Genomic DNA, 12,710 nt, shown 5'->3' with positions numbered 1-12,710 from the left:
AATTCGGCTCCATGAGCGGCGCGCTTCTGGGGGCCGGATGGGATGAGGATACCGCGATTGGCTGACAAAAACAGACGCCCGAATGTTCTTCTGATCACGTGCGACCAGTGGCGTGGCGACTGCCTGTCGGTTGCCGGTCACCCTGTGGTGAAGACACCGAATGCCGATGCGTTGGCCGCCGAAGGCGTGCTGTTTCGACAGCACTATGGCGGTGCAGCACCGTGTTCGCCGGCGCGCGCTTGCCTCTACACCGGCCTCTACCAGATGAACAACCGCGTCTGCCGCAATGGTACACCGCTCGATGCCCGCCATGACAACATCGCGCTCCAGGCACGCAGCCTCGGCTATGATCCGACGCTGTTCGGCTACACCGACGTATCGCTTGATCCGCGCACGCTGGCGCCCGGCGATCCCCGGTTGAAAACCTATGAAGGCGTGCTGCCGGGGTTTACGGTCCGACAGCTTCTTCCCGAGCATCAGAAGCCCTGGCTGTCCTGGCTCAAGGCGCGCGGTGTCAATGCCAGCGCCGGCTTTCCCGACATCCACCGCCCGGTAGACGAGGTCGCCGGCAGCGAGTCCAATCCGGTTGCCAATGCACCGCCGATCTATTCGAAGGACGAAACGCCAGCAGCTTTCCTGACCGGCGAATTCACCCGCTGGCTCGGCGAACAGGAGCGTGAAGCGCGGTGGTTCGCGCACATCTCCTTCCTCAGTCCGCACCCACCCTTCATCGTGCCTGAGCCCTACAACACCAGATACGATCCGGCCGATGGTCCAGCCTTCCGCCGTTCCGGTAGCTGGCAGGGCGAGGCGGAGAGCCATCCCTATCTCAGTTACGATATGGACCGGCAACAGCGGGCCAAATTCCGCCCCGGCACTGAGGGCAAGGTGCGCGACTGGGGTGACGACAATTTCCGCCGCATCCGCGCGCTCTATTACGGCATGATCTCGGAGGTCGACGCGCAACTCGGCCGCATCTGGCAAGCGGTCAAGGCGGCGGGAGCGTGGGACGATACCATCATCGTCCTGACCTCCGACCATGCCGAGATGATGGGCGATCATTTCATGCTGGGCAAGGGCGGCTTCTTCGACGGCAGTTTCCACATCCCGCTGATCATCCGCGACCCGCGCCACGGCAAGGCGGCCGGTATCAGCATCGACCACTTCACCGAGGCGGTGGACATTTTTCCAACTTTGCTCGACCTGCTTGGCGAGGAACCGCCCCCGCATCTCGACGGATGCTCATTGAAACCGTTTGTGCTTGGCAGCAAGCCGCAAGCCTGGCGCGACGCCGCGCATTGGGAGTTCGATTTCCGCTCGATTGCCGACGGTGACGCCGAGCGGCATTTCGGTATCGCTTCGCGCCAGTGCAACCTCGCCGTCATCCGCACGCAAGAATTCAAATATGTGCATTTCGGCGGGGGCCTGCCGCCGCTGCTTTTCGACCTGGTGAAGGACCCGGGCGAGCTGAACAATGTAGCGACCGATCCGGCCTATCTCGCGGTGCGGCTGGAGTTTGCCGAAGGGCTGCTCGCCTGGCGGGCCGAGCATCTCGACCAGTCGCTGGCGCTGGCAGAGCTGACCGGGGACGGCGTTGCCGGCCATATCGCGGGCCTGTCATTTTCCGGCACGTGATAGCCGCCTAATAAAAGGTCCGCGCCGTGGCGGCGCGGACCTTTCGTGGCTGAAACTAACTACCGCAAGAGCAGACGCTGCTCGTCGCGCTTCTCGGCATAGCTGCCCTGGTCATAGGCGGCCTGTGCCTGGAGCTGTTCCTTGGTGAAGGCCGTGTAGAGGTACTTCTTGCCGTCCTTGTCGGTCATGAATTTGAGATTGTCCATGCCGACCGCCACTTCCTTCTCGCCTATGCCGAGGAAGCCGCCGACATCGACGATCACCGCGTCGGGCTTGCTGTCGGGCGCCAGCACGACATCGCCGATCTCGCCGACCTTGACATCGTTGGCGCCGTAGACGGTCGTGCCTTTCAGATCGTCACCGCGGATTTCGCCGACCGGCATTTCAGTCAGCGTCGATTTGTCGATCGCTGCTGTTTCAGTCGGGTCGGTGGCTTTCGCATCAGGCGTCGTCGCAGCGGGAGCCTCCGCGGTCTTATCCGCCGGTGCCGGCGCAGCCGTATCAGCGGGGGCAACAGTCATTGGCGCTGGCGCCGCGACGTCGTTGGATGCCGTGGTCGGCGGGGCCGGATCATAGGCCTTGCGATCGAAGTCCGGCAGCCCCTGCAGCTCCTCCTTGGTGGCCTTGGCCACCAGCCAGCGGTCGCCGTTCTTCTCGGCCCACTCGGCCTTGGCGAAATCATAGGCAACGCTCTTTTCACCCATGCCGAGGAAACCGCCGACGCCGATGATCAGCGATTGCGCTTTGCCGTCCTTGGTCAGGACGATATCGTTGACGTCGCCGATAGTCTGCGCGTCGTCACCGGCGCCATTGTAAACGCTTTCGCCGACGATGTTGGTAGCGAGATTACCGTCGGCGCGGACCACAGGTTCGGCCGGCGCGGCATTCAAGTCGGCAGGTTGCTGTGGTGCGTTTTGTGCAGTGTCGGTGGCAGCCGGCGCGGTTGCGTCTGTCGCCGCTGCCGGGGCCGGACCGTATGGTTTGCTGTCGAAGTCCGGCTGAGCCGTCAACTCTTCCTTGGTCGTCTGGGCGACCAGCCAGCGGTCGCCATTCTTCTCGGCCCATTGCAGCTTGCCGTAGTCGAAAGCGACGTTCTTCGCGCCGATGCCGAGAAAGCCGCCGACGCCAATCACAACGGACTTCGCCTGGCCGCTTGCGTCAAAGACAACGTCGCTGACCATGCCGATATTCTCGGCATCGTCACCAGTGCCATTGTAGACCGATTCACCGATGATGTTGGTGACAATGCTGCCCTCGGCAGCCGGCACCGTAACCGCCGGAGCGGCGTCCTGGACGGCGGGCGCCTCGGCAGGCGCCGTGGTCGTTGCCGTCTGCGCCCAGGCGCCGGTTGCGATCAGTGTCGCGAGTGCTGTCGTGGCTAAAAGATTGCGGATCATGATGGTGTCTCCTCGTGCGTGATCTCATGCACGCCGCTCCCGGTTGAACCATCGGACGCGGCATCTGCTACAGGTTCACAACGTCGTGACCACGCTGTTGTTCCGACAAAAATGCACCCATGCATGTCCCCAACTTTGCCAGTCGGAGGCGTCCCGCCCCGTGAAATCGCAGTAGATTTCGCGGCGCCTGCGGGAACCTTTTTTCCGTAGGTCCGTTTCAGCCTTTGGCTGGGCTTGTCCCGGCCCGATGGTTGCTGAGAATACGGAGTGGACATGCGATTTGCAGCGGTGCTGAACCGGGACGGCGGCACCTTGCGTACGACCGATCTTTCCGCTTTCTCCGACCGTATGCGCCAGACGCTTGAAGCGGCCGGTCATTCTATCGATATCGACATCGTCGCCGGCAGGGACATCGTCGCAACGCTGGACACAGTCGCTTCACGGCGCGGTGTTGACGTCGTGCTGGCCGGCGGCGGCGATGGCACCATTTCGGCCGCCGCGGCTCGGCTGATGGACGGCAAGAAGGCCTTGGCCATACTGCCGGCGGGCACCATGAACCTTTTCGCCCGCGGGCTTGGTATCCCGCAGACCCTCGACGCGGCCTTGAAATCATTCGCCGACGGCCAGGTCATCGCAGTCGACATGGCCAGCGCCAACGGCCGGCCTTTCATCCATCAATTTTCGATCGGCATCCATGCCAGGATGGTGCAGCTTCGCCAGAACATGGAATTTGGTTCGAGGTTGGGAAAGATACGCGCATCGGTCCGGGCCGCCTGGGCGACGATCAAAAACCCGCCGGCAATGAGAGTAACTTTGACCGTCGGCAAAGCCGAGATCCAGACGCGCATCACCGGCATCGGTATCACCAACAATCTTTTTGGCGAGGGCCATCTGCCCTATGCCGACAATCCGGCCGGCGGTGTACTCGGCATCTATGTCACTGTGGCGCGGCAGCGCAGCGAGCTGATGAAATTCTTCTTCAACGTGGCGCGAGGCAAATGGCGCGACAACGAGCATGTCGAGATTCATCAGGCCGACAGGGCAATCCTGAAAATCCATTCGGCAGCCAAGAAATTCCGCGCCGTCATCGATGGCGAACTGGTTAGGCTTGATCGGGAAACGATCATCGAAATCCATCCGGGCGCGCTGAACGTGCTGGTGCCGGCGCGTGCCGCACACGCCAAGGCCGCGTGATGCCTGGCGTCATGAAGCCGCAAGCACTAGCTGTCGGGTGTCTGCCCCTGGTCGGCGGGTGTGTTGGTGTCGATCATCTCGCCATAGATTTCGGCGATGCCCCAGGCGACGAATATCAGAAGCAGCGCAGCAATCAGAATTCGAAGGCCATGTCGCCCCCACCCTCCCTGACGGGCTTTGTTTCCAGGAATGATCTTGACCATGGTCGGCCTACATATCGTTTGGCACCGGCTGGCGTGTCCGGCAGAACATGGTCGGGTAACGATTGCCCATTACAAAAGTTCCGGATCCTGAGGGCATCGGCGAACCGGTGGCGCGGTGGGGGAAGAACGCAGGCAAGGCTTTGGGGGCTTGGTGGATAACAAGGTACGGAAGGCACCGGGTCTGCCGGTCGACGTACGTCGCGCGGTCAGGGCGCAGGACCGGCTTGCGGTGCTTCACGGTCTTGACGCATTCGACACGATGGCAGAGCCCGATTTCGATCGCATTGGCAGTCTTGCCGCTGCGTTGATGCAAGTGCCTATCGCGCTGGTCACGCTGCTCGATGTCGAGCGGCAATGGTTCAAATCCTGTGTCGGCCTGAACGAGACCGAAATCGCCACCGAGATATCTTTTTGCGCGCATGCGATCGCTGCCGGTGACGAGCCTATGGTGGTGACCAATGCAAGTGTCGACCCGCGCTTTTCAGGCAATCCGCTGGTTACTGGCGAGCATCATATCCGCTTCTATGCCGGAGCACCGATGGTGGTGGCCGGCGCCCGGATCGGCACGGTGTGCGTGCTCGATCGAAAGCCGCACGCAACTCCGTCTCCTGCCCAACTCGATCAGCTGAAGGCCCTGGCCGGCCTCGCCGCCAGCCTGTTCGCGCTGAAGGACGCCACCCGCAGCGGCGCCATCGCCGAGGCAGCGCTGGTGCGCGAGGAAAAGCGCCGTGCCATTGCGCTCGATGCCGCCTCGCTCGCCAGCTGGGCATGGGATATCCGCACCGACATGATTGAATGCGATGTCCTGTTGCCCGAGCTGTTCAACCTGCCGACCTCGAACCGGCTGCGTGCACGCGACATTCTTGGCGCCATCGACCCGCGCGACGTCTACCAGACCGAGACGCGCTTCCGCGATGCCCTGACCGGCAGCGACGACTATTTCGGCGAGTATCGCGTCAAAGGCTTCAATCCGCCGCGATGGATTGCCACGCGCGGCCGTGTCATCGAGCGCGATGGAGAGGGCAAGCCGACGCTGATCTTCGGCGTCAACTACGACATCACCGAACGCAAGCTCGGTGACGAGCGGCAACGGCTGTTGCTGCGCGAGCTGAACCATCGCGTCAAGAACACACTGGCGACCGTCCAAGCGCTGGCGACGCAGACCGTTCGCCATGCCCGCCAGCCAAGCGAATTCCTCGAAGCTTTCGGCGCCAGGTTGCAGGCGTTGGGCGCCGCCCACAATCTATTGTCAGATCGCGAATGGCGCGGCATCGGTATTCGCGAACTCGTGCAGATCGAGGTGAAACCGTTCGACTCCGCCTCGCAGCCGCGCATGGCGATCACCGGCGCCGACCTCCTGCTTTCGCCCGACCAGGCATTGGGGCTCGGCCTGATCCTGCATGAATTGGCCAGCAACGCGCTGCAATACGGATCGCTGTCGGTGGCTTCGGGGAAGGTCGATCTCGACTGGAAGACACAAGGCAAGAAAGGCGCGCGGCGCTTGATACTGACCTGGCGCGAAAGCGGCGGCCCGCAGGTCGCTTCACCTGAACGTCACGGCTTCGGCTCGATCCTGATCCGGCGCAGCCTGGCCAAGGTCATCTCCAGCGAGGTGACCCACGAATTCCGCCCCGAGGGAGTGTTCGCCGAAATATCGATGCCTCTGGAAGACCTGTCGAAGTGACCGACCATGATCCCGAACTGAAGGTCAGCATAGCAAAAAGTTGAAGCCGGTTTTCGGAAGAGATCATGCGAACAGGAAGATCCCTGTGTTACTTCTCGTCGCTGCCGTCATCCGCGCGAGGTTTCGTGTTTTCGCGATAGATGGCATAGGCGGCGAGCGCCACCGCCGGGCCGAGAACCACACCCAAACCGCCCTTCCCCTTGAGCAGTGCCGGCAGCACGGCGAGCGCTGCGGTGATGCCGATCGCCTTCATGTCGGCATTTCGCCGCCTGGCGCGGCGCCGTGCGCGTGAACCTGCCGATATCCAATGGATGAGCAGAATTAGCCCGGCGACCACAAGGAAGCCTACCCCAAAGCCGATAGACGCTAACATCGGACCATAGAGGCCTGCTGCCCAGATGTAAGCCGCCCCGATGAGAAACCCGAGGCCGCAAAATGCTGCGAGCGCAGCGATCGCATAGACAATGGCTGCCGTGCGCGCGCGGCGTATGGCAGCTACGGTTTCGCCAGAGGCGAGGGCCGAGATCAGCGTTGCCAGCATTCCCATCTGGACAGGGATTATCGCCGCGCGAGAAGCGCGAAGAGAAAGCCGACGCCGGCTGCGATCGCCAGTGACGTCACCGGCTTCTCGCGCACGCTCGCCATCATCTGCGCTTCGATATCCTTGGCGTTGCTGCGCAAGCTGTCGAAGGCGGCTTCGCCCTGGGCGCGCAGTTGCTCGACGCCTTCGGTAGCGGCGCGCCGGGCCGTCCCATAGCCATGCTCACCGGTCTTGGCCAATTGCTTGGTGAGCTTTTCGATATCGGCCTTCAATTGCCTGATGTCGGCTTCGAGATCCGAATTGGCCCGGCTTTCACCAGCGGTTTTTCCAGCGGCAGTTGCCATTGCTTAACTCCTTGCGTTTGCTTGGTTTCAAACGCCTGATGCACGTCAAGGTTCCGAAGATACGCTCTGAGGTTTCCAAATCGGAACAGGGTCCATGAAAAGACCTTTCTCGACGCGAGTCCAGCCCGGGCCGAATGTCGCGGCCGCGGCCCTCAGATCAGGGGCCGGCGTCCTTCGCTCAACCCTTCCCAGCGCGCGAGCCCCTTGAGCCCGTCACTGTCGATCACTTCGCAACCGCCATCGCGCCAGTTGATCAGCTTGCGGTCGATCAGCTTGCGGATCGTCTTGTTGGTGTGGACCAGCGACAGACCGAGTGTATCGGCAATGTGCTGCTGTGTGATCGGGATCCGGACAGGGGCCTTGCCGTTGAGCCCAACCACTGCGGCGCGGCTGGCAATGAAGGCGATGAGATAGGCGGTGCGCTCGACAGCGCTGCGCCTGCCGATGCTGAGCAGGTTCTCGTCCAGCATGCGCTCCTCCCGCGACGCGATCCAGGTGATGTCGTAGGCAAGGCCCGGATGGTTGCGATAGAGTTCGTGCAGGTTTTCGCGCTCGAAGACGCACAGCAGCATCGGCGACAGCGCCTCGACCGAGTGCTGCATTTCGCCCAGCAGGCTGCCCTGCAAGCCGATGAGATCGCCTGGCATGGAGTAATTCAGGATCTGGCGGCGGCCATCCGACAGCAATTTGTAGCGGAAGGCCCAGCCCGACAGCACCGTGTAGAGGTGGGCGCTGTGGCTGCCCTCGACCAGAACCGTGGCGCCCTTGTCGACGGCCAGTTCGCCCTTCTTGAACTTGCTGACGAAGACGAGTTCCTGCTTCTCGAACTCCCGGAACACCGGCAACGGCCGCAGCGGGCAATTCTCGCACGGATATTGACGGCTGGAGAAGGAACGACCTTTTTGGCCAGACATTTCGACCCCTCTTCGAAAGCCTCCTCAGAAGGAGGCTGACTGCAAACGTCCTGCCAGGAACGAGGTTCCGCCGTCCGCCATTGGCATGTCTTTTTTAAATGACAGGATGCCAAATAGCGATCATGACTCCCTACGTTTCAAGGAGACTTCGCCACGTGCGCCCATTGCTTGACGGACTGCGGATTCTTGTCCTGGAGGATGAGTTCCTGATCGCGATGGATGTCGAGCAGCTTTGCCGCGACTATGGCGCCGGCGAGGTTGTCATCGCCCGCGATCTGTCCGAGATCGATCAGCAGAAGATTGACACGCGATTCGACGCGGCCATCGTCGACCTCATGCTGGGCGGTGCGTCAACGCGCGATTTCGCCTTACAGCTGCGCCAATCGGGCGTGCCTTTCGTTTTCGCCTCGGGCTATTCGGACGCGGACGAAATCCAGGCGTCCTTTCCGGGCGTCAGGCTGGTCACCAAGCCCTATTCGGGAGACGATCTCGTCGAGGCGGTGGCGGCGGCCTGTGGACGTCGGTCTGCGGCGTGATGCTGCTCGCACACCGGTTCACCCTCGGGTCAAGCCCGGCCCACGCCGTCGCGATCAGGCGGCGTTCGATCCCGTCACCTGAGCCGAGATTGCATCCGGGCCATACTCGTCTTCACCCGAAATCTTCAGGATTTCCTGCAGCCGCGTGCGGGCACGGCTGACGCGGCTCTTGATCGTTCCGACCGCGCAGCCGCAGATCTCGGCGGCTTCCTCGTAGGAAAAACCCGACGCACCGATGAGGATGATTGCCTCCCGCTGATCTTCGGGCAATTGCTCGAGCGCGCCGCGAAAATCCTTGAGATCGAGCTGACCGTGCTGGGCCGGATGAACAGCGAGCCTGGCCGTCATGATGCCGTCGCTGTCCTGCACCTCACGGCCGCGTTTGCGCATCTGCGAATAGAATTCATTGCGCAGGATGGTGAACAGCCATGCCTTGAGATTGGTGCCCGGCTGGAAGCTTTCATGCTTGTCCCAGGCCTTGACCAGCGTTTCCTGCACCAGATCGTCGGCCTTGTCGGCATTTTGCGTCAGCGATACGGCAAAAGCCCGCAGGCTCGGGATCGAGCCGAGCAGATCGGTCTTGAAGCCCTGGGAGACGGCCGCCATGTCTCAGTCCTTTTTCTGTGCGGGTTCGGCCTGCTCCAGCTGGCTGAGCAGCTGAGAGAAGCGATCCGGCACATTGTCGGAGACAAGCTCGTCGTAATATTGCTTGAGTTTGCGGCCAATTTCCGAGTTCGGCCCGAGCGGGTCACCGGAAGCAGCCCGGCGCCTGTCTGCAGCGCCAGCCATTGTATCTTTCGTCATTTCCTTCATTTCGCCCTTATTCCCAGCACCCGAGCCGCTCTCCAACACATAACACAAGGCAAGCGGCACCTTCGTCTGGTTGCCCATCCCGATCCCGAAACGTCTTCGTCTTGCATTAGTTCCACAGCAACGGAACTTTTTGCGAAAACCGGCGTTTGTGTCTTCGGGGCTTGCAATCAGCTTGACCTGGAATCTATGCAATCGCGTCATCTGAGGGAGACGTCTCATGAGCCTATCTGCAACCATCGCTCCGCACCTGCCGTTCCTGCGCCGCTTCTCGCGCGCTGTTTCCGGATCACAGGAGAGTGGCGACGCGCTGGTCGCCGCGATGCTCGAAGCCATCATCGCCGATGTCGACATCTTTCCGGAAGCATCGAACGACCGCATCGCACTTTATAAGGTCTTCGCCAAGCTCTTCACCTCGATCGCCATCCGCGTGCCGCAGGAGCAGGCGCAGTCGGCGTGGGAACAGCGCGCCGCGGCCAATCTCAATGCAATTGCGCCGCGCCCCCGCCAGGCCTTCCTGCTGGTGGCCGTCGAAGGCTTCAGTGAAGACGAGGCGGCGGAGATTCTCGATGTCGGCGACCGTGAATTCTCCGAACTTCTCGCACAGGCGAGCAACGAGATTTCCCGCCAGGTGGCAACCGATGTGCTGATCATCGAGGACGAGCCGCTGATCGCCATGGACATCGAGGAAATGGTCGAAAGCCTCGGCCATCGCGTCGTCGGAACGGCGCGCACCCACGCCGAAGCGGTTATGATGTTCGGCAAGACGCGACCAAGGATGGTGCTGGCCGATATCCAGCTTGCCGACGGCAGTTCAGGCATCGATGCAGTGAATGAGATCCTGTCGTCGACATCGGTGCCGGTGATCTTCATCACCGCCTTTCCCGAGCGCCTGTTGACCGGCGAGCGGCCGGAACCGGCCTTCCTCGTCACCAAGCCGTTCAATCCGGACATGGTCAAGGCTCTGATCAGCCAGGCACTATTTTTCGACCGCCAAGCGAAAGCCGCCGCCTAGAGCGCCTTGCCGCCAGTATCCTGCATGGAATGACGCCTGACGCCAATACCACTCGGTGCGATGCATCGAATGGGGTTATTGGCGTCGAGCTTCGCAGCGTCCTTTGGGCCTGCGATATCGACCCGACAATGATTCCAGGGGATCGTCTTTTTCGGTAAATGGTGGAACAAACGGCAACGAACCACGTTTTCTTACACCATTTTGATGGAGATGGATCATGCTTTACTGGGCGCTCGTATTCCTCGTCGTGGCGATCATCGCTGGCGCGCTTGGTTTCGGCGGCATCGCCGGCACCTCGGCCGGCATAGCGCAGATATTGTTCTTCATCTTTCTCGCCTTCCTGATCATCTCGCTTCTCGCCGGCTTGTTCAAACGGGCGTCGTGAAGAACCGCGACTGAACACTGGAAGCCGCACCCCTCAAACGGTTTCCAGCCACCGCCGGGCGGTGTCCTCACCGGATGCCGCCCGGCGGACCGTTTTTGGAACCCATTTCGGAATGAACCGTTCAGCCTGAGTTGGGTAGACAGGTGATGGATGCGTTCCCAAGCCGGAGACATGAACGAGCAGAGTGATGAGATCATCGCTTTGCATCCGGCCGAAAGCGGCATGCAACTTGGCCGAGCTCTTCTCCACGCCCTGCACAATGCCGGCATTTCCGTTCTCTACCAGGACCGCGAATTGAAGACGGTATGGGCGCGCAATATGCGCGCGCCATGGGCTGCCGACACCGCCGACAGCAACGGCATACTGCCGCCGGCGCTGGCAGCGCGCATCGGCGCTGCCAAACGCGACGTCATCGCGTCCGGCAATACGGAACGCCTTGAACTCAGCGTCCCGACCGACGACGGCATGCGCTGGTTCCAGGTGTGGATCGATGCCGATCATGGCGATGGCGGCGACGTCCAGGGCGTTGTCACCACCATGGTTGAGACAACCGAGCAGAAACGCCGCGAGCAAACGCTGAAGACCTTGCTGCGCGAGGTCAGCCACCGCTCGAAGAACCTCCTGGCTATCATCCAGAGCATCGCCACCCAGACCGGCCGCTACTCGGAAACAGTCGGTGATTTCCTCACACGCTTTCGCGGTCGGTTGCAATCGCTGGCCTCATCCCAGGACCTGGTAACATCATCCAACTGGCGTGGAGCGGCCCTTCGCGAACTCGTGGCCGGCCAGGTCGGCCGCTACGGTGGCGACCCAGCGCGCAGCCTGCGTTTCCGGGGCGAGAATCCATATCTCAATCCCAATGCCGCTTTGCATATCGGCTTGGCGATGCATGAACTCGCCGTCAATTCGGTGAGTTACGGCGCCCTGTCGCGACCGGACGGCTTCGTCGAGGTGACAGCCAATCTGACGTCCGCTTCGGCCGACAAGCCTGCTTTGTCGCTGACCTGGGCCGAAACCATCGGAGCCAACGACAATCAGCGGCGCAACGAGAAGCGCTTTGGCAGCGTTGCGCTCGAACGCGTCGTGCCCTCCTCTTTGAACGGTACGGCGACGCTTGAGATCACCAGCGATCGTCTCGAATACCGCCTCGTCGTCCCACATGGCAATTTCGAGACGGACTGATCAAATAGATGATGCCGACTGATCGAATAGATGATGACCGCTTTGAAAAAGCGCGCGCATAATAGCAGTGCAATTTAACCAGCTGTTCACCATAAAGTCCGATGCTGTTTTTCCCAGATACTGCCGATGCACCGGACATTTCGGCCATGGTTTGCAGCGTAATATGGGAGGAATGGTCTTGACGGTTGCCGATATGAACAGGCTGGAGCAGGCCGCCCGTGTCTCGATGGGCGGATTTCAGGACCTTGAAGCATCTGCCTTGCCCTCGCCGCGTATTTCGCATCCGTCACTTCGCTTCGTCGTCATCGCGCTTGTCGCGGTCCTCGTGTTGATCGCGGCATTCCAGTTGAACTGATCGGAATCTGGACGTCTTCGCACCGGTCTCTGCGCTGCAACGAATAGGCTGACACGCCTGTAGCTTTCCCAAACTGGCAATTGTTCAGCCTCACGCCGCCGTCGCAGGAACTTTGGCGAATGTAGCCCGTTCTTATGGCGAGAGGACTTGCCGTTATGGAACATATTGCTGCTTTGCTGTTGGTCATTGGCTGTTCGAACAACATGACCGAATGCCGCGAACTGCCGGTGCCGGTGAGTGTTTTCGAAACCGTTGCCGAATGCACTGCCGAACGTCCTTTTGCCTTGAGCGACCTGCAGGGCCAGGCACCGCACATCGTGGCCGAATGCCTTGCCGTCGATCCGGCGCTGGAAGACGATTACGACCAGGTCGTCTGGAACGTAAGCCCGGACGGCACGCTTGCCGCTTCTCTGGAAGTCTCCAACCTTGTGGTTGCTTCAAACGACACACGCACCGAAAAAGACTATATTAGCCAACAATAAAATCGAGCGGGCAAAGGCCGTTATTTCATGCTA

General features: G+C 61.2%; 16 protein-coding genes. 9 read left to right on the top strand and 7 right to left on the bottom strand.

All coding sequences use genetic code 11. The features are described from left to right. Positions 1-57 precede the first annotated feature (57 nt). Positions 58-1,635, top strand: a complete 1,578-nt coding sequence (locus LHFGNBLO_RS11675) for an alkaline phosphatase family protein (protein ID WP_258607129.1) — start codon at positions 58-60, stop codon at positions 1,633-1,635. Between the two features lie 59 nt (positions 1,636-1,694). On the opposite strand, the gene LHFGNBLO_RS11670 is transcribed toward LHFGNBLO_RS11675, so the two are convergent. Continuing rightward, on the bottom strand, positions 1,695-3,032 hold the full coding sequence (locus tag LHFGNBLO_RS11670) for a PRC-barrel domain-containing protein (protein ID WP_258607119.1): 1,338 nt from the start codon (positions 3,030-3,032) through the stop codon (positions 1,695-1,697). A gap of 273 nt (positions 3,033-3,305) precedes the next feature. On the opposite strand from LHFGNBLO_RS11670, the gene LHFGNBLO_RS11665 reads away from it, so the two are divergent. Then, complete coding sequence (locus LHFGNBLO_RS11665; protein ID WP_258607118.1) at positions 3,306-4,226, top strand: diacylglycerol/lipid kinase family protein; 921 nt, start codon at positions 3,306-3,308, stop codon at positions 4,224-4,226. 26 nt (positions 4,227-4,252) lie between these two features. Here LHFGNBLO_RS11665 and LHFGNBLO_RS11660 read toward each other — a convergent pair whose 3' ends face one another. Further along, positions 4,253-4,429 (bottom strand): hypothetical protein, encoded by a 177-nt coding sequence (locus tag LHFGNBLO_RS11660; protein WP_258607116.1) that lies wholly within the window; start codon positions 4,427-4,429, stop codon positions 4,253-4,255. A 151-nt stretch (positions 4,430-4,580) separates the two neighbouring features. Here LHFGNBLO_RS11660 and LHFGNBLO_RS11655 point away from each other — a divergent pair, with 151 nt between their 5' ends. Then, positions 4,581-6,113, top strand: a complete 1,533-nt coding sequence (locus LHFGNBLO_RS11655; RefSeq protein WP_258607114.1) for a sensor histidine kinase — start codon at positions 4,581-4,583, stop codon at positions 6,111-6,113. An 88-nt stretch (positions 6,114-6,201) separates the two neighbouring features. Here the strand turns inward: LHFGNBLO_RS11655 and LHFGNBLO_RS11650 are convergent, their stop codons facing one another. The 3 genes from LHFGNBLO_RS11650 to LHFGNBLO_RS11640 form a co-directional block, all read right to left on the bottom strand. Continuing rightward, positions 6,202-6,660 (bottom strand): hypothetical protein, encoded by a 459-nt coding sequence (locus tag LHFGNBLO_RS11650; RefSeq protein ID WP_258607104.1) that lies wholly within the window; start codon positions 6,658-6,660, stop codon positions 6,202-6,204. An 11-nt stretch (positions 6,661-6,671) separates the two neighbouring features. Further along, entirely contained in the window at positions 6,672-6,998 is a 327-nt protein-coding gene (locus tag LHFGNBLO_RS11645) for a DUF883 family protein (RefSeq protein WP_258607102.1), read from the bottom strand. Between the two features lie 152 nt (positions 6,999-7,150). Then, complete coding sequence (locus LHFGNBLO_RS11640) at positions 7,151-7,912, bottom strand: Crp/Fnr family transcriptional regulator (protein WP_258607100.1); 762 nt, start codon at positions 7,910-7,912, stop codon at positions 7,151-7,153. Between the two features lie 215 nt (positions 7,913-8,127). Here LHFGNBLO_RS11640 and LHFGNBLO_RS11635 point away from each other — a divergent pair, with 215 nt between their 5' ends. Beyond that, positions 8,128-8,448 carry a response regulator gene (locus LHFGNBLO_RS11635; protein WP_413774717.1) on the top strand — a complete coding sequence of 107 codons (321 nt, stop codon included), beginning with the start codon at positions 8,128-8,130 and terminating at the stop codon, positions 8,446-8,448. Positions 8,449-8,502: 54 nt separating this feature from the next. Here the strand turns inward: LHFGNBLO_RS11635 and LHFGNBLO_RS11630 are convergent, their stop codons facing one another. Together LHFGNBLO_RS11630 and LHFGNBLO_RS11625 are read right to left on the bottom strand one after the other, a co-directional pair. After that, on the bottom strand, positions 8,503-9,054 hold the full coding sequence (locus LHFGNBLO_RS11630) for a sigma-70 family RNA polymerase sigma factor (protein WP_258607097.1): 552 nt from the start codon (positions 9,052-9,054) through the stop codon (positions 8,503-8,505). A 3-nt stretch (positions 9,055-9,057) separates the two neighbouring features. Then, positions 9,058-9,261, bottom strand: a complete 204-nt coding sequence (locus LHFGNBLO_RS11625) for a NepR family anti-sigma factor (RefSeq protein WP_258609688.1) — start codon at positions 9,259-9,261, stop codon at positions 9,058-9,060. A 217-nt stretch (positions 9,262-9,478) separates the two neighbouring features. Here LHFGNBLO_RS11625 and LHFGNBLO_RS11620 point away from each other — a divergent pair, with 217 nt between their 5' ends. The 5 genes from LHFGNBLO_RS11620 to LHFGNBLO_RS11600 all read left to right on the top strand — a co-directional run bounded on the left by LHFGNBLO_RS11620 (position 9,479) and on the right by LHFGNBLO_RS11600 (position 12,677). Next, complete coding sequence (locus LHFGNBLO_RS11620; RefSeq protein WP_258607095.1) at positions 9,479-10,273, top strand: response regulator; 795 nt, start codon at positions 9,479-9,481, stop codon at positions 10,271-10,273. A 217-nt stretch (positions 10,274-10,490) separates the two neighbouring features. Then, positions 10,491-10,658 carry a DUF1328 domain-containing protein gene (locus tag LHFGNBLO_RS11615; RefSeq protein ID WP_091578592.1) on the top strand — a complete coding sequence of 56 codons (168 nt, stop codon included), beginning with the start codon at positions 10,491-10,493 and terminating at the stop codon, positions 10,656-10,658. Between the two features lie 150 nt (positions 10,659-10,808). Further along, positions 10,809-11,840 (top strand): sensor histidine kinase, encoded by a 1,032-nt coding sequence (locus tag LHFGNBLO_RS11610; RefSeq protein ID WP_258607092.1) that lies wholly within the window; start codon positions 10,809-10,811, stop codon positions 11,838-11,840. A 172-nt stretch (positions 11,841-12,012) separates the two neighbouring features. Beyond that, entirely contained in the window at positions 12,013-12,195 is a 183-nt protein-coding gene (locus tag LHFGNBLO_RS11605) for a hypothetical protein (RefSeq protein ID WP_258607090.1), read from the top strand. A gap of 155 nt (positions 12,196-12,350) precedes the next feature. Continuing rightward, positions 12,351-12,677, top strand: a complete 327-nt coding sequence (locus LHFGNBLO_RS11600; protein WP_258607088.1) for a hypothetical protein — start codon at positions 12,351-12,353, stop codon at positions 12,675-12,677. Positions 12,678-12,710 lie beyond the last annotated feature (33 nt).

Source organism: Mesorhizobium sp. AR10, from assembly GCF_024746795.1.
Classification (GTDB): domain Bacteria; phylum Pseudomonadota; class Alphaproteobacteria; order Rhizobiales; family Rhizobiaceae; genus Mesorhizobium.
Note: the sequence above shows the minus strand (reverse complement) of the source record. Positions and strands in the feature narration are given on the sequence as shown.

Excerpts from the sequence above, each read along its gene's own strand:
- LHFGNBLO_RS11640 (WP_258607100.1), bottom strand. The coding sequence starts at position 7,912 with ATGTCTGGCCAAAAAGGTCGTTCCTTCTCCAGCCGTCAATATCCGTGC.
- LHFGNBLO_RS11610 (WP_258607092.1), top strand. The coding sequence starts at position 10,809 with ATGCGTTCCCAAGCCGGAGACATGAACGAGCAGAGTGATGAGATCATC.
- LHFGNBLO_RS11650 (WP_258607104.1), bottom strand. The coding sequence starts at position 6,660 with ATGGGAATGCTGGCAACGCTGATCTCGGCCCTCGCCTCTGGCGAAACC.
- LHFGNBLO_RS11620 (WP_258607095.1), top strand. The coding sequence starts at position 9,479 with ATGAGCCTATCTGCAACCATCGCTCCGCACCTGCCGTTCCTGCGCCGC.
- LHFGNBLO_RS11615 (WP_091578592.1), top strand. The coding sequence starts at position 10,491 with ATGCTTTACTGGGCGCTCGTATTCCTCGTCGTGGCGATCATCGCTGGC.
- LHFGNBLO_RS11605 (WP_258607090.1), top strand. The coding sequence starts at position 12,013 with ATGGTCTTGACGGTTGCCGATATGAACAGGCTGGAGCAGGCCGCCCGT.
- LHFGNBLO_RS11670 (WP_258607119.1), bottom strand. The coding sequence starts at position 3,032 with ATGATCCGCAATCTTTTAGCCACGACAGCACTCGCGACACTGATCGCA.
- LHFGNBLO_RS11600 (WP_258607088.1), top strand. The coding sequence starts at position 12,351 with ATGGAACATATTGCTGCTTTGCTGTTGGTCATTGGCTGTTCGAACAAC.
- LHFGNBLO_RS11625 (WP_258609688.1), bottom strand. The coding sequence starts at position 9,261 with ATGAAGGAAATGACGAAAGATACAATGGCTGGCGCTGCAGACAGGCGC.
- LHFGNBLO_RS11645 (WP_258607102.1), bottom strand. The coding sequence starts at position 6,998 with ATGGCAACTGCCGCTGGAAAAACCGCTGGTGAAAGCCGGGCCAATTCG.
- LHFGNBLO_RS11635 (WP_413774717.1), top strand. The coding sequence starts at position 8,128 with ATGGATGTCGAGCAGCTTTGCCGCGACTATGGCGCCGGCGAGGTTGTC.
- LHFGNBLO_RS11660 (WP_258607116.1), bottom strand. The coding sequence starts at position 4,429 with ATGGTCAAGATCATTCCTGGAAACAAAGCCCGTCAGGGAGGGTGGGGG.
- LHFGNBLO_RS11665 (WP_258607118.1), top strand. The coding sequence starts at position 3,306 with ATGCGATTTGCAGCGGTGCTGAACCGGGACGGCGGCACCTTGCGTACG.
- LHFGNBLO_RS11630 (WP_258607097.1), bottom strand. The coding sequence starts at position 9,054 with ATGGCGGCCGTCTCCCAGGGCTTCAAGACCGATCTGCTCGGCTCGATC.